Below are 22997 nucleotides of genomic sequence, written 5' to 3' on the forward strand. Positions count from 1 at the left end.
AAATTTATTCCACTTTAGTATACCTCTTACAGAAAAAATGGGCAATCCCCATTTCTTTCCATAAATGAAGAATTGCCCATAAAGTATACTTATTATCTTTTATTTCATCATTTCTTTATAAGAACTATGCTTCTCCAGTGCCTGTGTCAGTTCTGCCATACGGCTTACATCACCAATGAGAATAACACCACAAAGTCTGTTATTCAGGAAATAATATTTGCGATACTGTTTTTTGCCCATATCTTTAAATTCAACTGTTTTGTAAATAAGATTTGGATTTTTACCATTATCTCCTGCTGCAAACAAAGCTGTTTTCATTCCGTGGAAACTAAGAGCAGCCGGAACAGTCTCGTATACTGCTTCATCTCCTGCGGCACTTGCACCGGCAACTTTTCCCTGCTCTACTGCCTGTGGCCAGATTGCATAATTAATATTATTATACTGAGCACAGTCACCGCAAGCATAAATACCGGAAATATTTGTTTCCATTTTTTCGTTTACAATCACACCTCTGTCAATTTCAATACCTGCTTCTTTTGCCAGCTGCGTGTTTGCACGAACACCACAGGACATAATTACCAGTTCTGCCGGAATTACTTCTCCGCTTCCCAGTTTTACGCCTGTTACATGGTTCTCACCCTGAATTTCTTCAATCTGGACACCTGTGTGGATCTGAATACCCTGGTTTTCACTAATAAGTTTCAGCATATCTCCTGCTGCATCGTCAAGCTGACGTGCCATAAGTTTTGGAGCAAGCTCCAATACTGTTACGTTGCATTTTGCTTTTTTCAGCTCCCATGCAGCTTCCAGTCCTAAAACACCGCCGCCGATTACTACTACATTCTTCACTTCCGGTAATATCTTGTCAATTTTTCTGGTGTCTTCCAGACGGCGAATAGCTGCCACACCTTCTTTATCATGTCCCGGAATTGGAGGAATAAAGCTTTCTGAGCCAAGGGCATAAATCAGTTTTGTATAAGTCAGTTTCATGCCGCCTTCTAATACCACTTCTTTTGCATCTGTATGAATAGCTTCAATCTCTTTTCCAAGTACAAGGTGAATATTCTGCTCCTCGAACCATTTTTCATTCTGAATTTCAATCTGTTCTTCTGTCAAATCTGCCATAAGTGATTTTGTCAGCATTGGACGGTTATAAGGACGATATGGTTCATTGGATACCATAACAATAGAGCCTGTCTTATCCCTTTCCCGAATGGCTGAAGCTGCATAAAATCCTGCTGCACCGGAACCTAAGATTACATAGAAATCTTTCGTATCATTACGGTAAGTATTCTCTTCTACTTCTACCTCTACAAAGTTTTCTTTTCCAACACCGCATACCGGGCAAATTTCCATAGAAGAGTCAAAAATCTCTCCACATACAAGGCATTTCACAAGTGTTCTCGTTCCTGATGATTTCTTCACATTTTCTTTATTCTGAAGAAGACAACCAAAATTATAACCATAGTCGTAAGCATCAATTAAGTTATCTTCTCCCGGTTTAAATTTCACACGAAAACCTTCATCCGGCACTCTCATCTTTAACTGTTTCAGTCTTTCAATTAAATGAGGCACAGCTTCGCCGCTCCATCCATAGCTTCCGAAAGCGCTTGCCAGTTTACCGCCATGGGTTCCTGCAAAAATAGAAGTAGTTAAATCCCAGATTGGTTTTAATGCTTCTCCAACGATAGTCGGTGAGCCAAAGAGAATACCGTCTGCAAAGCCCAGTTCTTCCAGTACCTTTGCCTGCTCAGCCTCTACCATATCGTAGCAGCGCACGTCAATATCTCCGCTTTCCTCAATCCCCTTGGCAATGGTTTCTGCCAACTGTTTTGTATAGCCATAAGCGCTTACATAAGGAATAATCACTGTTTTTCTCGGATTTGGATTAACTACGGTACACCATTCTTCATAAGTATCCAGCATAAAGTCAATTCTTGCATCCAGAACAGGTCCATGTCCTGTACAAATCATGGAAATATCCAGTTTACGCACTCTGTCCAGAGCTTTTTTCATATATGGTTTGAAAGGTCCGATAATATTATCAAAATAATATTTTGTAGCTCTCATGTAACCTTCTTCATCTGTTACTTTACTTACTAAAATATCATGGAAACCATAATGTGATCCAAAGGAGTCACAGGTTACTAAAATCTGCTCTTCCTCAATGTAAGTATACATGGTGTCCGGCCAGTGAAGATTTGGCACAAGAAGGAATTTCAGTGTCTTATCACCGATTTTCATCTCCTGATTGTCTTTTACTACAATTGCTGTAAACTCACCATTCACAATCTCCTTTAAAAAGTTTACTGCACATCCTGTTGCAATAATCTTCATTCCCGGATTGATTTCCAAAAGTTTTTCCACACTTCCGGCATGATCCGGTTCTGTATGGCTGACTACTAAATAATCAATTTTGGATACATCTGTAAGTTCCTTTAATTTTTCCAAATATTCATCAAAAAACTTTGCCTTTGCAGTTTCGAATAAAATTGTTTTATCTCCTGCTTTCATCACATAGGAGTTGTAGGTTGTTCCAAATTCTGTATACATTATAATGTCAAACACACGCAAATTATCATCTACAATCCCTGTCCAATAAAAATTCTCTCTTAATTTCAGTGATTCCATTTTGGAAACCCCCTTTATGTGTATTTACAGATTTTTTTCGCTGTTACCTATAGTATAATACTAACTGGACAAAAATACTACTGTTTTTTCTTTATTCAAAACTTTTTCTTCCCAATCGCACATCTTCCATAAATTCTGTCCATTCTTCCGGAAGATTATCAAAGAGATAAGTTCCGCTTTTCTTCTGCTTTTCAATATAAAACTCTCTTATTTCCTCTTTCATCTGCTGTACTTCCTCCAACAGATTTTTTGCTGACATTCTGGAAGCTCCCTGTCCCAGAATAATCACCTGTTCCATAGCATCTGAAGTAGCAACCGTCACATGATATTTCCGCCCTATCTCATGGACAGTCTTCTCAATATACTGGTCTGCAGTTTCAGCCTCTTTTGTATATACCACATGAATATTGTGGTATTTCTGCACAGAACCCTGATTTCCTTCCACTTTATAAGCATCAAACACAAGAATAAGCGTACATTTCTTATATCCCTGATAATTACAGAGAACGTCCATCAATTTATTTCTTGCAGCTTCAATATTTACTTTTGCCAGTTCGTTTAACTCCTCCCATGCAAAAATAATGTTATAACCGTCTACCAGAAGATATTCTTTCTCCACCTGCTTTTTTGCAGGTCTTGGTTCTACTGTTTTTGCAGTAACCGTATGGGAAGTTTTCTGAAATCCATTTCTTTCCCGCTTGATAGGACCGTAAGTTCTGGTAAAAATTTCTTCCAGTTCCTGTTCATCCAATCGAATTTGTGAAAAGCTTGTTCTGGGCGCTTTTTCTGTCGGTCTTTCCTTTGCCTTATTCCACCCCGTATCAATATGGGCATATTCATCTACTTTATCCCAGCTTACATGAAAGCCTGCGCCGTGTGAGCAGAAAACAGAACCTGTGGGATTTTCCAAATCATTTTCAGAATTATAATTTATTTCTGCAAGAACTTCTTCGGAATTATGGCAGGGCTCATATCCCTTTAAAGAACAAAACAGCCTTCCCATGCCTCTTGTATAAGAAATGACTTCTCTTTGATAGCCACGCATGGTTACCACAGGAGCTTCCCCGGTAAGGACACACATTTCCCCCTCAGTTTTCGGTGAGTCAAAGCTACCATACATTTTCTGAATATCAGTCATGGCTCTGCCAATCATCTCCTGCGGCACTTCCAGCCGATACTCATATACCGGTTCTAATAAAATGCTTTTCGCCTTTTTCAATCCCTGACGCACAGCCCGATAAGTTGCTTGTCTGAAGTCTCCTCCTTCCGTGTGCTTTGTATGAGCTTTACCTGCAATCAACGTAATCTTCATATCGGTAATCTCTGAGCCGGTAAGCACACCTCTGTGAGCCTTTTCCTCTAAATGGGTGAGCACCAGTCTCTGCCAGTTTCTGTCCAGCATATCCTCACTGCAGTCGGAGGCAAATTCCAGCCCGCTGCCACGCTCCAGAGGTTCTAATAATAAATGCACTTCTGCATAATGGCGCAAAGGTTCAAAATGTCCAATTCCTTCCACTTTATCGGTAATGGTCTCTTTATATACAATACTTCCTGAGCCAAATTCCACAGAAATCCCAAAACGCTCCTGTATCATACTCTTTAAAATTTCAATCTGTACCTCTCCCATAACCTGTGCATGGATTTCTCCCAACTGCTCATTCCATAAAATATGCAGTAAAGGGTCTTCCTCCTCCAGCTCACGGAGTTTTTTCAGCATGTTTTGTACATCACATCCTTCCGGAAGCTGAATTTCATAGGTAAGCACCGGTGTTAAAACAGGCTCTTTTCCCATCTGCTCTGCCCCCAGACATGCCCCTGCAAAAGTATGAGAAAGCCCGGTTACCGCACACACACTTCCTGCCAATGCCTCATTTACAGAAGAAAAACCCGCACCATCATAAACACGGATTTGGTCTGCCTTCTCCTCCCAGTCCTTGCCTTTTATCATCTGCTTCACTTTCAAAGTTCCACCTGTAACTTTTAAATGTGTCAGCCTGTTTCCCTTTTCATCTCTGGAAATTTTAAACACTTTTGCAGCAAATTCTTCTTTATACTTCGGACATACTGTATACAAATCCAGTCCCTCTAAGAATTCCTGAATTCCCTGAAGCTTTAGCGCAGAACCGAAATAACAGGGAAATACCTGCCGTTTTCCTATCATCTTCTGAATGTCCTCTGCAGACACCTCTCCCTGTTCTAAATACTTCTCAAGAATATTCTCATCACAAACTGCCAGTTCCTCCAAAAACTCAGAACTGCTTTCCTTGGCAAAGGTAAAGTCAACACAGCCCTTATCCAGTCTGTTCTGCAGCTCCCAAAGCAGTTTTTCTTTGTCCGTTCCTTCCTGATCCATTTTATTAATAAAAATAAATACAGGAATTTTATATTCTTTCAACAACTTCCACAAGGTCTGTACATGTCCCTGCACACCATCAGCACCGCTGATTACAAGAATTGCATAATCTAATACCTGCAGCGTTCTCTCCATCTCAGCAGAAAAATCCACATGTCCCGGTGTATCCAGAAGGGCAATCTCCTTGTCATTTAATGTAAAACCTGCCTGCTTGGAAAAAATAGTAATTCCTCTTTCTTTTTCCAAAGCATAGGTGTCCAAAAACGCATCCTGATGGTCCACACGTCCTACTTTCCGAATACTCCCTGTATGATATAAAATTCCCTCCGCAAGGGTTGTCTTCCCTGCATCTACATGGGCCAAAATCCCCACTGCCAAACGATTTGTCTCCATAATTTCCCTTCCTATCTTTTCTATTCTCAGTTTGGGCAATAGTAATGTTCCAAGCATATTCTAGCTGCAAATAAAATATGTGCTTAAACGTTTCTTTTTTGCCCCAATCTTTTGTAATATAAAAATCCTGCTAAATCAGCCAGTCCCCAGCCAATAGGCACGGACCACCAAATTCCCGTTACTCCGATTTGAGGAATTGCAGACAGTACATAAGCCAGAACAACTCTTGTACCAAGTGAAATCACTGTAAGTATCAATGACATACCCGGCTTTTTCACTGCCCGATAATATCCATACAATAAAAACAAACAGCCTATGCCGCAATAAAAACTACCTTCAATTCTCAGGTATTCCACTCCGGCACTTAAAATTGCTGTTTCTTCCGGATTTATGAAAATCATCATCAACGGCTTTGCAAAGAAAAAGACCAGCACTGAAATGCACAGAGAAAATCCCACTGAAAATCCAACTGCCTTCTTAATTCCTTTTTTTATTCTCTCTTCTTTTCCCGCTCCATAATTCTGTGCCACAAAAGTAGAAAATGCATTTCCAAAATCCTGCACCGGCATATAAGCAAAGGAGTCAATTTTTACAGCAGCCGCAAAAGCCGCCATAATCACTGTTCCGAAGCTGTTTACAAGTCCCTGCACCATGAGAATTCCTAAATTCATCACGGACTGCTGCAAACAAGTTAAAACAGAGGATTGTCCGATTTCTTTCATCATCTCTATTTTCGGACGTATATATTTTCCAATTCCGCGAAAGTATGGCAGCTTCATTCCACTGTAAACGGAAATTCCAATACCGGCTGCATACTGTGAAAAGACAGTAGCCGCGGCAGCTCCTGCCACACCCCAGTCAAGCCCCAGTACAAACCACAAATCCAAAATAATATTTAACACCGCACTCACGGCCAAGAACATTAAAGGCACTACAGAATTTCCTACTGCTCTTAGTAAAGATGCAAAATAATTATATAAAAAAGAAGCAAAAATCCCCCAGAAAACAATCCAGAGATACTCTTTCATCATTTCATAAATTTCTTTTGGAACTTGCAAAAAATGCATAATAGGATGAATACAGAGAAAAACAAAAATATTCAAAACCAAAGTCACTATTAAAATCAGCCAGAAAGAAGCTGCCATGCTTTCTTTTAACTTGTTTTCATTCCGTTCACCATAATAAATAGAAAAAACAGCTCCGCTTCCCATGGACAATCCTAAAAGTATGGATATGAAAAAAGTCATCAATGTATAAGAAGACCCTACTGCTGCCAAAGCCTCTGCACCTAAAAAACGTCCTACAATTAAAGTATCTGCTATGTTATAAAATTGCTGTAATAAATTCCCCGCAATCATGGGCAATGCAAAAAGCAATAATGTTTTTGTAATTGAGCCTTCTGTTAAATCTTTCTGCATCACGTACTCCTTTCTACGTTTCCTATTCTACCATAATCACCCGGATTATGAAAAGTAACTATTCCGTCTTTACAAGCTTATCACGCATAGTATATAATGTAAAAGAGAAAATAGCATCTTTAGATAATAAGCAGACAGGATGTGATGTTATGAAAATAGAAAAAATTAATGAAAATCAAATACGCTGCACACTTACAAAGGAAGATTTAGAAGAAAGACATCTCCGTTTAAGTGAACTGGCGTATGGAAGTGATAAAGCAAAAGATCTTTTTCGAGATATGATGCAGCAGGCAAACCTGCAATTTGGATTTGAAGCAAATGATATTCCTCTCATGATTGAGGCAATTCCCATTTCTTCAGAAAGTATTATTCTGATTATTTCCAAAGTAGAAGATCCTGAAGAGCTGGACACCCGCTTTTCAAAATTCACCCCATTTGGTGACGCATCTCCTGAGCCTTCTTCTCCTATTGAAACAGAAGGCGCAGATGACATTTTGGATCTTTTTGCAAAAATTTACAAAGCCAGTGAAGAACGTAAAAAGAAAAAGGAAAAAGCAAAGACAAAAGAGAGTCTTCCTGCTGAACCAGAAGCAAATACTGTTTCTGAACATATTAATTTAAGACGAGAATATGTTTTTCCTGATTTAGATACGGTTATTGAAGCTGCTCACGGTCTGAACAATTTCTTCCAAGGTTTCAACTCCCTGTATAAAGATAAAAAAGCAGATACTTATTCTTTGCTTCTTCATCAGGATCAAACTTCGCCGGAAGATTTCAACCGTGTTTGTAATATGCTTTCTGAATATGGAAGCGGCAAGAAACTGTCACCTGCCAGAGAAGCTTTTCTTGCAGAACATGAGGGATGTATTCTCCCAACTGAAGCTTTACAAAAACTGACACTCATCTAAGATGCTAAAAGGAGTTGTTATATCCCCTGCAATACGGGATACAGCAACTCCTTTTTCATTATTTATTTTCTAAAAAATCGTTAATCTGAGCAACTAACATATCACCATCAATTCCGTGAACCATAGCTGCCTCTGCAAGACTTTCTCCCTGTGCGGAAGGGCATCCAATGCAGTGCATACCAGATCTCATGAGAATTGGAATAATATTTTCGTCTAAACGGATTAACTCACCAATTGTCATATCGGCTGTTACTTTCATGAATTGTTCCTCCTTGTTCTGTTTTATAAATTTTATTATAATCGCTTTCCTTCTTATGTTCAACTCTTTTTCTATATTGTTTCTAAATTAAGACTTGTATTATAGAAGTAAATATATTAGAATACACCTAAGAACTGAATTCTTAAATTCAGAATATAAAGGAGGATATAATCATGGCATACGTAATTACAGATGAATGTGTAAGCTGCGGAACATGCGCTGGCGAATGTCCAGTTGAAGCTATTTCTGAAGGTGATGACAAATACGTTATCGACGCTGATACATGTGTTGACTGCGGAACATGCGCTGGTGTTTGTCCAACAGAAGCTATTGTTGAAGGCTAATATCTTTTAGAAAAGAGGCAGAACTTCTAAAGTCCTGCCTCTTTTCATTGTAATAATTTTCATCTTCTTTGAAATATTCCTTTCTTTTTGGAATTTTTCTTTTCAAAAGCAGCCGCTACTTCACGTCTTGACTGCTGATAGTTGCGAATTCTTTCATCTAATTTCTTATATCGGTCTTCTCCTGTTTTTTTCTCTTTTAGCTGCGCCTTTACAAGCTTACTTATAATCTCCATAAATTCTGCAGAAATCTTACTCTCTTTCTCCTGTTTCTCATAAAAAAGATCAGCCAGCTTTCCAATTTCTTTTAATGAATATCCTTTTTTCTTTAGTTCCTTAATACTCAAAAAAACCTGAATATCCCATCGGGTGTAGTATCTGTGTCCCAACTCGTTTCGTTTAATAGGAAGTTTCATTTCTTCTTCCCAGTACCTCAGCACATGAGATTGAAGCTCTAAAATTCCCACTGCTTCTGAAACAGAGTAAATGGTTTCCTGCATACCTTAACCCCTTTCTCACTTTCTCTTAATTATTATAACAAACACACTTTAAAATGCAAGAAAATACGTTCGACAAAAACATTGACAAGTCCCCACAGCAGTGCTACACTGAAAAAAAACAACCAGGGAGCCTAAGGGCTGAGAGGAAGTCTGACTTCGACCTGTATTACCTGATTTGGATTATGCCAACGTAGGGAGTTTATACCAGCATTTACAGTGTCCGTATACCCTTTTTTGGTACGGGCACTTTTTCTATTTCGGGGAGTTTTTTAATAAAATAAGATTGGAGAATGAACATGACGTACACAACGCAAATGAATGCCGCTCGACAGGGTATCATTACCAAAGAAATGGAAGCTGTAGCTGCCAAAGAACAAATGGATGTGCAAAAACTTCGTCAGCTTGTTGCTGAAGGAAAAGTGGCAATTCCTGCCAATAAGCTGCATACCTGTCTGGAAGCAAATGGAATTGGCTCAATGCTGAAAACAAAAATCAATGTCAATCTGGGAACTTCCAGAGACTGGAAAGACCTGGATATGGAGCTTGAAAAAGTAAACGATGCTGTAAAAATGGGCGCTGAGTCTATTATGGATTTAAGCTCTTTTGGAGATACTCAGAAATTCCGCCGCAAATTAACTTCTGAATGTCCGGCAATTATCGGTACTGTACCTATTTATGACGCTGTTGTATACTACCACAAACCATTAAAAGAAATCACTTCTGAAGAATGGATTAATATTGTAGAAATGCACGCAAAAGACGGTGTGGATTTCATGACTATTCATGTAGGTATCAATAAAAATACTGCCAAACGCTTTAAAGAAAACAAGCGCCTTACCAACATTGTTTCCAGAGGCGGTTCTATTATCTTTGCCTGGATGGAAATGACAGGACAGGAAAATCCTTTTTATGAGCATTACGACCGTATTCTAGATATCTGTCAACAATATGATGTTACTATGAGTCTGGGAGATGCCTGCCGTCCAGGCTGTATTGCTGATGCCGGAGATATTTCTCAGATTGAAGAACTGGTTACTTTAGGAGAACTGACAAAACGTGCGTGGAAAAAAGATGTTCAGGTTATCATTGAAGGTCCGGGGCACATGCCTTTAAATCAAATTGAAGCAAATATGAAGATCCAACAGACCGTATGCCAGGGCGCACCTTTCTATGTACTTGGGCCACTTGTAACAGATATTGCTCCCGGATATGACCATATCACCGCAGCAATCGGCGGTGCGATTGCTGCCACTTACGGAGCTTCTTTCCTGTGCTATGTAACACCTGCTGAACATCTCCGCCTTCCTGATGTCAATGACGTAAAAGAAGGCATTATTGCATCCAAAATTGCCGCTCATGCCGCTGATATTGCCAAAGGTATTAAAGGCGCTGCTGACTGGGATTATGAAATGAGTACTGCCAGAAAAAATCTGGACTGGGAAGAGATGTTCCGGCTTTGCATTGACCCAGAAAAAGCAAGACGCTATCGTGCAGAGGCAAAACCAGAAAAAGAAGATACCTGCAGTATGTGCGGAAATTTCTGTGCCGTGAAAAATATGAACCGCATTTTAGATGGGAAAATTGTAAATATTTATGATGAATAAAATATCGTATAGTACCGCATAGAAAAAACCACCCTTAAAACTTTGACAGGTGACAGGGTGGTCTTTTCTATTTCTTCATATTCACAAACTTTGTATAATTTGGCAGCCATACCAGATTTACTGTTCCGATAGGACCGTTTCTCTGTTTAGCAATAATAATCTCTGCTATGTTCTTATTTTCGGAGTCTTTATTATAATAATCATCACGATAAATAAACATAACCACATCGGCATCCTGCTCAATAGCTCCTGACTCTCGAAGGTCCGAAAGCATTGGTCTGTGATCAGGACGCTGCTCTACGGCACGGCTTAACTGAGAAAGCGCTACAACAGGCACGTTCAACTCTCTGGCAAGTGCTTTTAAAGAACGGGAAATCTCTGAAATTTCCTGCTGTCTGGACTCACTTCTTCCACTTCCTGTCATAAGCTGCAGATAATCGATAAAAATAATTCCCAGATTATGCTCCATCTTATACTTTCTGCACTTGGAGCGCAGCTCTGAAATGGAAATACCCGGCTTATCATCAATGATTAAATTAGATTTTCCAATAATATTTGCACCTTCAATGAGCTTTGCCCATTCTTCGTCCTCCAGATTACCTGTTCGGATGTTCTGTGAGTCTACCTTTGACTCCAATGCCAGAAGACGATTTACCAACTGTTCCTTTGACATTTCCAAGCTGAAAATTGCCGCTGTCACATCATTATGAAATGCCATATACTGAGCAATATTCAAAACAAAAGCTGTCTTTCCCATAGAAGGACGAGCTGCTACTAAAATCAAATCAGAAGGTTGAAAACCTGACATTTTATAATCCAAATCAATAAAACCTGTGGGAATACCGGTTACACTTCCCTGACTTCTGGAAGCTTTTTCGATTTTCTCAATGGCATTTAACACTACCTGACGAATGGGAACAAATTCCTCACTGCCTCTGTTCTGCACCAAATCAAAAATTTTCTTTTCTGTAACCTCTAAAATATCCTGTGTCTTTTCTTTTCCCAGATAGCAGGCATTGGTAATTTCCTCTGTAGTTTTTATCAGCTTCCTCAGCATAGATTTCTCTGCCACAATTTCCGCATAATACTTTACATTTGCAGAAGTCGGCACAGCTGACAGCAAATCCCTTACAAACTCCATACTGGAAATCTCAGGCGGCAAGTCTTTCTCTTTTAACCGCTCCTGCAATGTAATCAAATCCACTGCCTTTCCTTCATCATGAAGCTCAATCATTGCCTCAAAGACTATCCCGTACTGCTGCTGGTAAAAATCTGCTCCTGTAATAATCTCAGAAGCCTCCACAATGGCATCTCTGCTCATAATCATAGAGCCAATAACCGATTGCTCCGCTTCTGGACTGTGAGGCAAAATTCGTTTTATCAGTGCTTCTTCCATGTTGGTGAAGACTCCCTTCCTATGCTTCCTTTACCACAACCTTAAGCTGTGCAGTAACCTGTGTATGAAGCTTTACAGGAACCATGGTTGTTCCTAATTCACGAATTGGATTAGAAAGCTGCATTTTCTTCTTGTCAATATCATATCCTAACTGCTTTTTCACTGCTTCGGAAATTTCTTTCGTGGACACAGAACCAAAGGTTCTTCCGTTTTCTCCCACTTTAATTGCCAAGGTTACCTGCTTTGTCTCTAATTCTTCTTTAAATTCTTTTGCAGCCTGAAGATTTTCTTTTGCCACTTTTTCTTCATGCGCTTTCTGAAGTTTTAAATCGTTAATGTTTTTTGCTGTTGCTTCCACACCTAATTTCTTAGGGAAAAGCATATTTCTTGCATATCCGTCGCTTACGTTTACAATTTCACCTTTTTTTCCAAGAGATTTTACATCTTCAATTAAAATTACTTTCATACCTCTATATCTCCTTCTTTTATCATCTTGTCAATGGTATTTTTTAACTGTCGGATACCTTCCTCTACGGAAACTCCCGGAAGCTGTGCGCCCGCCATATTAATATGACCGCCGCCGCCCATTTTTTCCATAATCAACTGTACATTTACTTCATCAATGGCTCTTGCGCTGATATAAATCTTGCCCTGATAATCGGTAAGCACAAAGGTCGCCTTAATACTGTCTACATTTAAAAGCTCATTTGCCGCCTGAGAAGCTACAACCGTGGGACTGTCAATACCTTCACTTGGGCAAACCGCAATGGCAAAACAATTCTTGTAGGTTTCCACATGACGAATTGCCTCTGCCTTGGCACGATAGGATTTCACATCGTCACGGAACATTTTCCGTACTCTGGTAACGTCTGCGCCGCAGCGGCGGAGAAATGCTGCTGCTTCAAATGTACGAACTCCTGTCTTCGCTGTGAAATTATTGGTGTCAATAATAATACCGGAATAGATAGCATCTGCTTCAATATTGTAGATTTTAATATCATCAGAAAAATACTGAAGGATTTCCGCTACCATTTCGCAGGAAGAGGAAGCATAAGGCTCAATATAAGACAATACAGCATTTTGAATAACCTCGCTGCCCTGTCTGTGATGGTCTAATACCACAATGGTCTTTGTCTTGTGCAGAAGCTCTTCACACTCTGTATAGCTTGGCTTATTGGTATCTACTACTACTACTACGGTATTATTATCTACAATTTCTTTTGCTTCATCACTGTCTACAAACATATCCTCATCATAGTCAGGATTATCTCTGAAATTTTCAATAATCGGACGTACCGACATTGTCGGGTTGTTCACAACAATATGTGCCTTCTTGTTTAAGGACTTCGCTGCTCTGTAAATACCAATGGCTGCACCGATGGAGTCCACATCAGAAATCTTGTGTCCCATAACCACAACTTTATCCTTACTTACCATAAATTCCCGCAATGCGTGAGCTTTTACACGAGCCTTTACACGGGTATTCTTTCCTGCGTGCTGAGATTTACCGCCAAAATAAATCATCTGGTCTTTATCTTTAATTACTACCTGATCGCCGCCACGTCCCAATGCCAAGTCAATGGCAATACGGGAATATTCATAATTCTGAGCATAAGTCGGTGCGTTGATACCAATACCAATGCTGATCGTAACTGCCATATCGTTTCCGATGTTTACCGTCTTTACATCCTCTAAAATATTAAAGCGTTTCTTTTTCAATTCTTCTAAAGAGCTCTGGCGCATAACAAGGATAAATTTATCCTTTTCCAGCTTTTTAATCAGTCCGTCTACATCATTAAAATATTTATTCAGCTTTCTCTCAATTAAGGCTACCAAAAGAGAACGGCGAACTTCTTCTACACTGTTTAACGCTTCTTCGTAATTATCCAGATATAAAAGACCTGTAACCAGCTTTTCATCTTCCTTCTGTCTGATATACTGATTTAATTCTGTTTCGTCAAACAAATACAGGGCAATTAAATCATTTTCCTGTGCCAGCTCCACAAGACCGGACTCCTCTAAAAGCTTATCCATAGAAATCACACGCATCACTGCCTTGTAATCTCTTTCGCCATATTGAACAGCGACCTTGGCATCTGCCTCTTTTGGAAGCTTATCCTTTGTAATCTCCGGAAAAAGAGTGCTAATGGATTTGCGATATTTTTTGTTCTTTCCTGTAAGCTTTACAAATTCCTCATTCAGCCACAAAATCTTTCCATTAGAGTCCAACAAGGTGTAGGGTACAATAAATTCATTTAATAAATTTTTCTGCACCTGTCCGTATTGGGTTGCAAAGGAAATCAACTCATTCATAATGCCGGCACGACTGTGAAAATATAAAAATACTACAATCAAAATATACGCAGCCACAAAAACACTAACCAGCGCTCCTGCCTTTACGCTTACCGCAAATACAGATATATTCATGATTATAAGCAAAATTCCCAAAATAATCGGGAACTGCATATATACTTTCAACTGTCCCTTCATCTTAATTTTTCCATTCATCTCTCCACCTGCCAATACAAAAATTACAGCAAGCCAATTTCATTGGCTTGGTTTGCACGTTGTGCAAACATTATACCATTGTTTTTCCTTTTGTACAAGCAAAAAGCACACTGCCGAAGCAGTGTGCCAAATATCAATTAGTCCTGAACGTAAGGCATGATTGCCAAATGTCTAGCTTTTTTGATTTCTACTGTTAACGCTCTCTGATGTTTTGCACAGTTTCCTGTAATTCTTCTAGGAAGAATTTTACCTCTTTCAGATACGTATCTTTTCAGTTTGTTAGCGTCTTTGTAGCTGATTTCGTTATTTTCCTGTCCACAGAATACACAAACTTTTTTTCTTCTGCGTCCGCCTCTTCTCTTCATTGGAGAATCCGGTCTATTACCTTTTTCGTAAGCCATGATTGTTTACCTCCTATCAATATTGCCGCCGCTGTTTAGCTAAATGGCAGCTCTTCGTCAATTCCATCCGGGATATTCATAAATCCATCTGCGGATGCCATACTTGGAGTAGGCGCCGGTGCAGGTGCTTCCATAGAAGCTGCCTGTCCTACATGACTGTCACTTACAGATTTGCTCTCTGCAAATTCCTGTTCTTCTACTACAACGTCAGTTGTATAAACCTTAACGCCGTCTCTGTTTGTATAGCTTCCTGTCTGAATTCTGCCGCTTACTACAATGCGGATACCCTGACGGAAGTATCTCTCTGCAAATTCTGCTGCTCTGCCGAAAGCAACACAACTGATAAAATCAGCAGTTGCCTCTCCGTCTCTTTTAAAACGTCGGTCTACAGCCAGTGTATATCTGGCAATTGCCATTGAATTCTCTCCTGCGGAATATCTCACCTCAGGATCTCTTGTTAAACGTCCCATTAAAATTACTTTATTCATCTAATCACCTCATTATACTTAATAAATAACTGCCTGTTCTCTCGAAGCCCAAAGCCCGTAAAACGGCTTTCGGTGCACTTGATAAATCTGAATTTTAATGTTTGTTTGTGCTGTCGAAAGAATTAAGCTTCTTTTTTAACAACTAAATATCTTAATACATTGTCCATAATGCGAATACGTCCTTCAACTTCTGCTGGGCATGCAGCATCAGATTCGAACTGGATGAAGTAGTAATAACCTTCGCGCATTTTCTGGATTTCGTAAGCTAATCTTTTTTTGCCCCATTCTTCAACTTCTGTAACTGTTCCGTTGTAACGAGCAATGTAATTTTTTGCTTTTTCCACTACTGCTGCACGAGCTTCATCATCAATTTTTGCATTTACAACTAATGCTAATTCGTATTTGTTCATGCTTGTTGTACCTCCTTTTGGTCTTTTGGTCCCCTGATGAGCAGGGAACAAGGATAATAATATATCACGATTTTCAATTCTACCATAAGGATTTCCATTTTTCAAGCTTTTTTTCGTAATTCTCTGGTATTTTTTTCTACCAACTTTCTGGAAAGCATTACCTGATGTCCGCATCCCATGCATTTTAAGCGAAAATCAGCTCCTACTCTTAAAATTTCCCATTCATTACTTCCGCAGGGATGCTGTTTTTTTAATTTTACAAAATCTCCCACTTCATAATTCAAACCCATTTTCCTGTCACCTCATCTACTTTATTTGCTCAAACACCTCGCCAATTGGCTGGTTAATGACAAGCTCTGCCATGCCATCCTGAGGTGTCTTATCACGATTAATTACGACCAGATGCTTTCCGCTAAAATAATCTACCAAAGAAGCTGCCGGATAAACAGAAAGAGACGTTCCTCCTATAATTAAAGTATCTGCATGCGCGATTGCATGGATAGCCTCTTTTAAAATATCCTGATCTAAAGCTTCCTCATATAACACTACATCCGGTTTAATAATACCACCGCATTTGCTGCATCTGGGTATTCCCTTATTTTCTTTCATATAGGCAAAATCATAAAAGCTGTGACATTTGACACAGTGATTGCGATAAACGCTCCCGTGAAGCTCTAAAACTTTCTTACTTCCTGCCATCTGATGGAGATTATCAATATTCTGCGTTACAATCGCTTTTAATTTCCCCTGCGCTTCCAATTTTGCCAGCTTTTTGTGAGCTGCATTTGGCTTTGCTGTATCGCACAACATTTTTGCCTGATAAAACCGATAAAATTCTGCCGGTTTTCTCTGAAAGAATGTATGACTTAAAATTGTTTCCGGCGGAAAGTCCCACTCCTGATGATACAACCCGTCTACACTTCGAAAATCAGGAATTCCACTTTCTGTAGAAACTCCTGCCCCTCCAAAAAATACCAGATTATTACTTTCATCAATAATCTGCTGCAGTTTTGCTATTTCTCCCATAAAAACTCCTCCTAATATTCTCCTTCTCTCTTTGCCTGTACAACAAAGCGAGTAGCATCATTTCCTGTACAAGTGGACAGTGTAATTACTTTATCATCTTTCGTAACCTCTGTCCCGAAATCTACCAATGACTGTTGTTTCATACTGTCAACATAACTTGCAAACTGCTCATCCGCCTCCGGAAACAGTGTGTAAGTTTCTCCCGTGGCATCTACCACATGACTGGAAAAAATTTCATAACGATAATTCTTTTCCGGTGTGCAGATCCAGATATATCTTCCCGGAACAGAGTCTTTATCTTTAAAATATTTTCTTAACAGTCCAAACATAGAGCCATTTTTCATATTATGTCCGTAAATAAGTGTATTACAATCCTGAAAATCACTGCTGTTGGTATAATCAATAAAAATCGCCCCTGCTGCGTTGGAATTTTTCTCAAAAGTATGCTTTAAATAGTAGGAATTGTCTGTCCCTTTCACAATGGGATAACTGATTTCCGTTCCTTCTATCTGTATCCAGCCAATAATGTCTTCATTAATTCCCTTCAAACTGGTCCAGTCCACCTGTGGCGGTACCGGTTTGGGTGCTTCCTCCGCCTCCACTTCTGGTTCCTGTGTTTCTTCCTCCGGCTCCGTTGTGGTGACATACTCTCTTACTCTGTCATACTCATCTGTTCCCTTTTTGTATTCTATAAATATTTTAGCCAGCTGTATCGCAGAAAAGAGAAATACTGCCAGTGCTGCAAGCATAATAATCGTGCGGATAACATCTCCTGCTGTTTTTTTCTTCTTGTTTTTTTTACTCATAAACCCTCCTGCTGCTAAATTGTATTTCCATAAAAGGAATTATAATCTTCACTCACAATCCCTTTACTTGGAGTAAGCGTTACTGTCATTTCTCCTGTATCTATCTGCGTTCCTTCGGGCAAAACCACATTTTTATAATATGCAGAAGTATAAATATTCCCTTCCATATGTGTGGGTTTTAGCCAAACGTAAAGATGAAATTTATCCTCATAACTATAAGTAAAGGTTCCTTCTTTTTCACCAACTGCTTCTATATCATAAGTCCCTTCCGCAAAATCTGTCCCTGCAACTGCTTTTCCTGTTATCTGCACTGGTTTAGTAATAGGATTTTCTGTTCTTTCTGCAAGATTTTCTACTTGTGCATTCCAACTAAAAAATCGCACGTCTGAACCATTTATCCTCACTAACATCTCTTCGCAAAGTGAAACATTTTTCACCTCTTCTATTCCTGAGGGTGCTTTTCCAAAGCTCACGTATTCATCTTTATTCCGGGGACTATAATAAGTTTGAAATACACTGCCCGGTGGTGCGGTAATAGTATATTCTCCCGCCGGAATGTCCACCCCTACTACATACAAACCTGACTCCAGATTATTTTCCCATTCTTCTACAGCTGGAAACATTTCATCTGTTTCAGGCTCTGTATTTTCTATAAGCATATCAGGTGTGTCAAGTATTTCGGGTATATCGAGCATTTCTTCCTGAACCTCCGTATGTAATTCCCAATCTGTTTCAGAATTAAATTCAGGAGCAATCAATGCAACAAATATCACAAGCGCTGCTGCCCCATAAAAGATTACTTTTATATTCTTAGTTTCAGAATTCTGCGTCTGCTTCTTAAATACAAATTGTTTTTGGACAGAATTTCTTTTTGTTTTCTTTTCAGCCGTTATATTCTCTACTGGCTGAACGTTCTCTGGCGAAACATTTTTATCTGCATGATACAGATATCTTTCATCTGATTTTCTGTTGTCCATACCACATTCCGTACATATACCCTTTCGCAGTTTTCCACCACATAAGCTACATCGTTTTCCCATTTTATCTGCCCCCTTTCCCCTTTTTTCTATTGTATCAGAACACCTTCTTGAAGTCTATAAAAAAAGAATTGCTACACTCGTAACAACTCTTTTTTTCTCTCTACTTTTTATTGTTTTTTTCGTATAAAATATAAAGTCCTTTTAACAATAAATCATCATCTAAGACAATCTCTCTTTTACAATATGGAATAACTTTCTTTGCCAGACCTCCAGTTGCAATCACTGTGGTTTTTTCGCCCAGACGCTCCTCCAGTCTGTCAATAATACCGTCAATCGCTGCCGCACTGCTGTAAATCATGCCGCTCTTCATACACTCTATGGTATTTTTGCCAATCATATCATTGGGAGCTTCCAGCCCAATTCCACGAAGCTGGGCAGCTCTTTCTGTTAAAGAGTCCAAGGACACGCCGATACCCGGATAAATCATTCCTCCGATATAGTTTTTCTTGCTGTCAATGACACTGACCGTATTGGCTGTTCCCAAATCAAAAATCAGCATTGGCGCTTTGTATTCTGCAATTCCTGCCACAGCATCTACCACTAAGTCGCTTCCAAGCTGCTCCGGACTTTCAATTCTGATATTTAAACCTGTTTTAATTCCCGCTCCTACTACCAGCACTTCTTTATCTAGTATTTTTTCTACGGCAAGCTTTGCTGTTTTGGTAATTTTCGGCACAACAGAGGAAATAATTCCTCCGTCCAGCTGCTCTCTGTGAATATGATAAATATCTAAAACATTTTTAATGTCAATGGCATATTCCAGCTCTGTTTTTGTGTGTACCGTTGATAATCTTTCAATAAAAATTCTTTTCCCTTTATCGATACAGCCAATTACAATATTGGTGTTTCCTATGTCAATCGCTAAAATCATTGATAAACCCTAATCTTTCTCTGATGTTTCTTTTCATTAAAATCCTTCCGATAAAGAAAACCAGAACGCCTGCCACAATGGCTTCCGGCACGCCGTTTATTCCGATAATGGATAAAATAAATCCGTAAACCGCTTTTACCGTAACTCCATTGGCTGCTGCATAAGCTTTCCTGAAAAACAGAAAAATCAAGTTCATAACCAAAAGTGTATTTACCAATGAGCCTGTAACTCCGGCAATAATCAGTCCCCATGGGGATACCGATTTTTTGTCTATTTTCTTTATCAGCTTGTAAATATAATATGGAAGAACGCCTACTAAAATTCTGGGAAGAAAGCATATTACAATACTTCCGAAACCGCCTTCAAATTCGCCCAGATTATAAAACGGGGTAAATACAAAGGATGTAATGGTAGGGTTCGTGGTATTATTTATAAAACTTGTAAGTCCGAATAAAAAGCCTAACGCCGCTCCCTTTTTCGGGCCTAAAAGCAGAGATGCCAGAATAACCGGTATGTGGATAATCGTTGCTCTGGTAAAGCCCAGCGGAATATATCCCAAAAAGGGCGTAAATGCCATAATGATAATAATTGCGCCAAAAATTGCTGTCTGAACCATACTTCTTGTATTCTGTCTGTTATCTGCTGTTAAATTTTTCATAATTTCTCCTTGTTATCGTTCTTTTAAGATACAATACATTGTTATTTTGTCATTTTTAAAATCTGGTTTAAAATTTCAAAGGCTGTTTCCTCTTTTGACATTTTTCCGAGTGAAATCTCCTCATTTTCTGTAATCATCGTGACAACATTGGTATTTCCCGCAAAGCCTGCGCCTTCTACCTTTAAATTATTTGCCACAATCATATCCAGATTTTTCTTTTCCAATTTTTTTCTGGAATTTTCCAGCATATTTTCCGTCTCCATGGAAAAACCGCATAGGAATTGTCCCTGCTTTTTATGTTCTCCCAGATAGGCCAAAATATCCTGACTGCGCTTCATTTCCAAAGACAGCTCCCCATCTTTTTTCTTTACCTTTTCTGCGCTTACATACTTTGGACAATAATCTGCCACGGCTGCTGCTTTGATAATAATATCCTGCTTTGGTGCACGTTTTGTTACTTCCCGAAACATGTCTTCTGCCGAAATCACCGGTACTACGGTCACAAAGGGCGGTGCAGGAATATTTACAGGTCCGCTTACAAGAGTCACCTCTGCGCCTCGCTGCATACATACTTTTGCAATGGCATATCCCATTTTTCCTGTGGAATGATTGGTGATATAACGTACAGGATCAATAGACTCCTGCGTAGGTCCTGCTGTTACCAGAATTTTCTTTCCTTTTAAGTCTTTTTCGTAAGCACATTCCCGTAAAATATGCTGCAAAAGGAGTTCCGGTTCAGGCATCTTTCCCTGTCCTATATCTCCGCATGCCAGATATCCGTAAGCGCTCTCTACAATTTCATAGCCATAGTGCTCCAGAACCTTTAAATTGTCCTGCACAATGGGATTTTCGAACATATTGGTGTTCATTGCCGGCGCAAGGATTTTCTTACATTTGCACGCCATAATGGTAGTGGTAAGCATATCGTCTGCGATGCCGTGAGCCAGCTTTCCAATACAGTTTGCACTGGCAGGGGCAATCAGTACCACATCTGCTTTCTTTGCCAGAGCCACATGCTCTACATTATACTGAAAATTCCTGTCAAAGGTGTCCACCAGACATTTGTTTCCTGTTAAGGTTTCAAAGGTAATGGGATTGATAAAATTCTCCGCATTCTTTGTCATTAACACCTGAACGTCTGCGTGAAGCTTTTTCAGCATACTGGCAAGGGAAGCAATTTTGTATGCTGCAATACTTCCTGTAACTGCAAGCACTACACACTTTCCTTTTAACATTGTGTATACCTCTCTTCTTTTTGTGAACATCTGATTTCAGATTGCTCCATTTCAGCTTCTTATTATATGCAATAACCTGTAAAAAATCAATATGCCATTTTCACTTCCTCTTGTCCCTTCTCCTGTTCTGTGCTATGCTTTTTTCAGAATTTACATTTTTAAAGGAGTATTTTTCATGTCACGTAACAAACAAGTATCAGAGACTCACCTTCTGGGGCTCCTTCTGGCTGTTGTGGGAGGATTTCTGGATGCCTATACCTATCTTTGCAGAGGTCGTGTCTTTGCTAATGCACAGACCGGAAATATTGTGCTTCTGGGTGTAAACCTTACAGAACAAAATTGGAACAGAACTTTTTATTATCTGATGCCTATTTTCGCCTTTGTGCTGGGTATTCTAGTATGTGAAATCATACAAACATATTTTAAATGGAAAAAGAAACTTCATTGGAGACAGCTTATTGTCCTTATGGAAATTTTCTGTCTGATTATCGCAGGCTTTCTGCCTACTCCTGCCTTGGACACTCCGGTAAATATTATGATTTCCTTTGTGTGTGCCCTTCAAGTAGAGGCTTTCCGAAAAATGAACGGAAATACTTATGCCACTACCATGTGTACGGGAAATTTAAGAAGCGCTTCTCAGCAGTTATACTTATATGCAACCACAAAACAGAAGGTTTATCTGCACAATTGCCTTCAATACTATAATGTTATTCTGTTCTTTATTATCGGAGCAGGGGCAGGCAGCTTTTTTACCGGTATTTTTCATACAAAAGCCGTATGGCTTTGTGCACTGGGGCTTTTAGCCGCATTTATTGCCATGTTTTTAAACAGGGAGGAGAGTCTATGAGCCACGCAGATACACAATTAAAAGAGCAAAAAGACCACGGAACCTCTCTTTTTCCCTGTGCCTTATACGAGGTCTGTGAGGAAAAAAACTGGTCCGGCGTGCCCCATCACTGGCATGATGAAATGGAAATCCTCTACTTTTCTAAGGGCAGCTATACTCTTTTTGTCAATATGGAACAGTTTCAGATTGAGGAAAAATGCTTTTATTTCATTTATCCAGGCGAGCTCCATGCCATTGTTCCCCATTCGGACAGTACGGAGTCTGCCCTTGTGTTTCATCCAAGCCTTTTGGGCTTTGAATATAAGCTGTTTCCTCAATGTCTGAAGCCCTCCAATCCTGCTTTTTCCCCTTTTGAAAAAGAATATCGGAAGGTTTTCCACATTTTCCATCAGTTTCCTGAGGAAAATCTATCTGCCCGCCTTTTTATACAAGGGGGGATTTTCAAAATGGCCGGTATTCTATCCACTTTTCCCTCTTTACTTCAAGCAGAACGTAAAACGGACATGCGGATAGAAACCATTAAAACGGCACTGGATTTTCTCCATAGTCATTATCAGGAAAAGCTCTATATTCGGGATTTAGCTCTGCAAGTCAACATGAATGAACAATATTTCTGCCGTTTTTTCAAAAAGGTGCTGGGAAAATCCCCCATTACCTATCTAAACGAATACCGCATTAAACAGGCTTGCATCCTGCTGCAAACCACGGACCTTCCCATTATGGAGGTTGGCATGGACTGCGGTTTCTTTCATCTTGGAAATTTCATGAAAGAATTTAAAAAATATACAGAGACTACGCCTTTACAGTACCGCAAAAAGTCATAATAACGCAGTTTTTAATCAAATATTCGCAAGATATTTTTAAATTTGTTCATTATAATAGAATCTACATTTAAAATACACTT

General features: G+C 39.4%; 23 protein-coding genes and 1 riboswitch. Of the genes, 5 read left to right on the forward strand and 18 right to left on the reverse strand.

Going from position 1 to position 22997, the window contains the following annotated elements; all coding sequences use genetic code 11:
* Nucleotides 1-99 precede the first annotated feature (99 nt).
* The 3 genes from BQ7352_RS00790 to BQ7352_RS00800 form a co-directional block, all read right to left on the reverse strand.
* On the reverse strand, nt 100-2631 hold the full coding sequence (locus tag BQ7352_RS00790) for an FAD-dependent oxidoreductase (protein ID WP_072446083.1): 2532 nt from the start codon (nt 2629-2631) through the stop codon (nt 100-102).
* A 91-nt stretch (nt 2632-2722) separates the two neighbouring features.
* Nucleotides 2723-5377: a translation factor GTPase family protein gene (locus BQ7352_RS00795; RefSeq protein ID WP_083429811.1), complete on the reverse strand. Its 2655-nt coding sequence runs from the start codon at nt 5375-5377 to the stop codon at nt 2723-2725.
* A gap of 83 nt (nt 5378-5460) precedes the next feature.
* Nucleotides 5461-6795, reverse strand: a complete 1335-nt coding sequence (locus BQ7352_RS00800) for an MATE family efflux transporter (RefSeq protein WP_072446087.1) — start codon at nt 6793-6795, stop codon at nt 5461-5463.
* Nucleotides 6796-6944: 149 nt separating this feature from the next.
* Here BQ7352_RS00800 and BQ7352_RS00805 point away from each other — a divergent pair, with 149 nt between their 5' ends.
* Nucleotides 6945-7703, forward strand: coding sequence for an adaptor protein MecA (locus BQ7352_RS00805; RefSeq protein WP_072446089.1), 759 nt, complete (start codon nt 6945-6947; stop codon nt 7701-7703).
* A 58-nt stretch (nt 7704-7761) separates the two neighbouring features.
* Here BQ7352_RS00805 and BQ7352_RS00810 read toward each other — a convergent pair whose 3' ends face one another.
* Nucleotides 7762-7962, reverse strand: coding sequence for a DUF1858 domain-containing protein (locus BQ7352_RS00810; RefSeq protein WP_072446091.1), 201 nt, complete (start codon nt 7960-7962; stop codon nt 7762-7764).
* Between the two features lie 173 nt (nt 7963-8135).
* Between BQ7352_RS00810 and BQ7352_RS00815 the strand changes: the two genes are divergently transcribed.
* A complete protein-coding gene (locus BQ7352_RS00815; RefSeq protein WP_009247091.1) occupies nt 8136-8306 on the forward strand; it encodes a DUF362 domain-containing protein in 171 nt (56 codons plus the stop codon).
* 59 nt (nt 8307-8365) lie between these two features.
* Here the strand turns inward: BQ7352_RS00815 and BQ7352_RS00820 are convergent, their stop codons facing one another.
* Nucleotides 8366-8803 (reverse strand): helix-turn-helix domain-containing protein, encoded by a 438-nt coding sequence (locus tag BQ7352_RS00820; protein WP_072446093.1) that lies wholly within the window; start codon nt 8801-8803, stop codon nt 8366-8368.
* Nucleotides 8804-8916: 113 nt separating this feature from the next.
* Nucleotides 8917-9017: riboswitch (TPP riboswitch) on the forward strand.
* Between the two features lie 82 nt (nt 9018-9099).
* On the opposite strand from BQ7352_RS00820, the gene thiC reads away from it, so the two are divergent.
* A complete protein-coding gene (gene thiC / locus BQ7352_RS00825; RefSeq protein ID WP_072446095.1) occupies nt 9100-10407 on the forward strand; it encodes a phosphomethylpyrimidine synthase ThiC in 1308 nt (435 codons plus the stop codon).
* A 67-nt stretch (nt 10408-10474) separates the two neighbouring features.
* Here the strand turns inward: thiC and dnaB are convergent, their stop codons facing one another.
* The 13 genes from dnaB to coaBC form a co-directional block, all read right to left on the reverse strand.
* Nucleotides 10475-11803, reverse strand: coding sequence for a replicative DNA helicase (dnaB, locus tag BQ7352_RS00830; protein WP_072446096.1), 1329 nt, complete (start codon nt 11801-11803; stop codon nt 10475-10477).
* Nucleotides 11804-11822: 19 nt separating this feature from the next.
* Nucleotides 11823-12269 carry a 50S ribosomal protein L9 gene (gene rplI / locus BQ7352_RS00835; protein WP_022239557.1) on the reverse strand — a complete coding sequence of 149 codons (447 nt, stop codon included), beginning with the start codon at nt 12267-12269 and terminating at the stop codon, nt 11823-11825.
* Nucleotides 12266-14311 (reverse strand): DHH family phosphoesterase, encoded by a 2046-nt coding sequence (locus tag BQ7352_RS00840; protein WP_072446097.1) that lies wholly within the window; start codon nt 14309-14311, stop codon nt 12266-12268. Before BQ7352_RS00840 ends, rplI begins: the two co-directional genes overlap by 4 nt.
* A 137-nt stretch (nt 14312-14448) precedes the next feature.
* The gene (rpsR, locus tag BQ7352_RS00845) at nt 14449-14712 is read right to left on the reverse strand and encodes a 30S ribosomal protein S18 (RefSeq protein WP_004220846.1); all 264 of its coding nucleotides are present in this window, start codon (nt 14710-14712) and stop codon (nt 14449-14451) included.
* A 35-nt stretch (nt 14713-14747) separates the two neighbouring features.
* The gene (locus BQ7352_RS00850; RefSeq protein WP_072446099.1) at nt 14748-15200 is read right to left on the reverse strand and encodes a single-stranded DNA-binding protein; all 453 of its coding nucleotides are present in this window, start codon (nt 15198-15200) and stop codon (nt 14748-14750) included.
* Nucleotides 15201-15322: 122 nt separating this feature from the next.
* The gene (gene rpsF / locus BQ7352_RS00855; protein WP_072446102.1) at nt 15323-15610 is read right to left on the reverse strand and encodes a 30S ribosomal protein S6; all 288 of its coding nucleotides are present in this window, start codon (nt 15608-15610) and stop codon (nt 15323-15325) included.
* Between the two features lie 101 nt (nt 15611-15711).
* Complete coding sequence (locus BQ7352_RS00860; RefSeq protein ID WP_072446104.1) at nt 15712-15900, reverse strand: DUF951 domain-containing protein; 189 nt, start codon at nt 15898-15900, stop codon at nt 15712-15714.
* A 16-nt stretch (nt 15901-15916) separates the two neighbouring features.
* Nucleotides 15917-16636, reverse strand: a complete 720-nt coding sequence (locus BQ7352_RS00865; protein ID WP_072446108.1) for an NAD-dependent protein deacylase — start codon at nt 16634-16636, stop codon at nt 15917-15919.
* A gap of 11 nt (nt 16637-16647) precedes the next feature.
* On the reverse strand, nt 16648-17442 hold the full coding sequence (gene srtB / locus BQ7352_RS00870) for a class B sortase (RefSeq protein WP_072446111.1): 795 nt from the start codon (nt 17440-17442) through the stop codon (nt 16648-16650).
* 14 nt (nt 17443-17456) lie between these two features.
* On the reverse strand, nt 17457-18482 hold the full coding sequence (locus BQ7352_RS00875) for a hypothetical protein (protein WP_072446114.1): 1026 nt from the start codon (nt 18480-18482) through the stop codon (nt 17457-17459).
* 100 nt (nt 18483-18582) lie between these two features.
* Nucleotides 18583-19353, reverse strand: a complete 771-nt coding sequence (locus BQ7352_RS00880) for a type III pantothenate kinase (RefSeq protein ID WP_004220864.1) — start codon at nt 19351-19353, stop codon at nt 18583-18585.
* Nucleotides 19337-20011, reverse strand: coding sequence for an ECF transporter S component (locus tag BQ7352_RS00885; RefSeq protein ID WP_072446117.1), 675 nt, complete (start codon nt 20009-20011; stop codon nt 19337-19339). The genes BQ7352_RS00880 and BQ7352_RS00885 overlap by 17 nt, the downstream gene beginning before the upstream one ends.
* 41 nt (nt 20012-20052) lie before the next feature.
* The gene (gene coaBC / locus BQ7352_RS00890) at nt 20053-21246 is read right to left on the reverse strand and encodes a bifunctional phosphopantothenoylcysteine decarboxylase/phosphopantothenate--cysteine ligase CoaBC (RefSeq protein ID WP_072446120.1); all 1194 of its coding nucleotides are present in this window, start codon (nt 21244-21246) and stop codon (nt 20053-20055) included.
* Between the two features lie 175 nt (nt 21247-21421).
* Between coaBC and BQ7352_RS00895 the strand changes: the two genes are divergently transcribed.
* Complete coding sequence (locus BQ7352_RS00895; protein WP_072446127.1) at nt 21422-22093, forward strand: YoaK family protein; 672 nt, start codon at nt 21422-21424, stop codon at nt 22091-22093.
* Complete coding sequence (locus tag BQ7352_RS00900) at nt 22090-22917, forward strand: helix-turn-helix domain-containing protein (protein ID WP_072446130.1); 828 nt, start codon at nt 22090-22092, stop codon at nt 22915-22917. The genes BQ7352_RS00895 and BQ7352_RS00900 overlap by 4 nt, the downstream gene beginning before the upstream one ends.
* Nucleotides 22918-22997: the final 80 nt, after the last annotated feature.

Origin of the sequence: Blautia sp. Marseille-P3201T, from assembly GCF_900120295.1 — a bacterium.
GTDB lineage: Bacteria > Bacillota > Clostridia > Lachnospirales > Lachnospiraceae > Blautia.